This window comes from Virgibacillus indicus, assembly GCF_002266285.1.
Classification (GTDB): domain Bacteria; phylum Bacillota; class Bacilli; order Bacillales; family Amphibacillaceae; genus Virgibacillus_K; species Virgibacillus_K indicus.
Genome location: NZ_NPMS01000061.1, coordinates 1 through 413, shown reverse-complemented (window position 1 = coordinate 413; position 413 = coordinate 1). Strand labels below are relative to the sequence as shown.

Genomic DNA, 413 nt, shown 5'->3' with positions numbered 1-413 from the left:
ACGTCATCCCCACCTTCCTCCCCGTTATCCGGGGCAGTTTCGCCTGAGTGCCCAACTGAATGATGGCAACTGGCAATAAGGGTTGCGCTCGTTGCGGGACTTAACCCAACATCTCACGACACGAGCTGACGACAACCATGCACCACCTGTGCAACTGATAACCTCCACTGTGTTTCTACAGCTTTGCAGAAGCATGTCAAGACCTGGTGAGGTTTTTCGGGTACCTTCGAATTAAACAACATGATCCACCGCTTGTGCGGAGTCCCGTCAATTCCTTTAAGTTTCATACTTGCGTACGTACTACTCAGGCGGAGTACTTAATGTGTTAACTTCAACACTGGTTTTACCCAACGTTTAGTACTCATCGTTTACGGCGTGGACTACCAGGGTATCTAATCCTGTTACGATCTGTA

1 rRNA gene is annotated in these 413 nt (G+C 48.9%); it reads right to left on the bottom strand.

The features are described from left to right. Positions 1-413, bottom strand: a 16S ribosomal RNA gene (locus CIL03_RS19470); the annotation flags it as partial.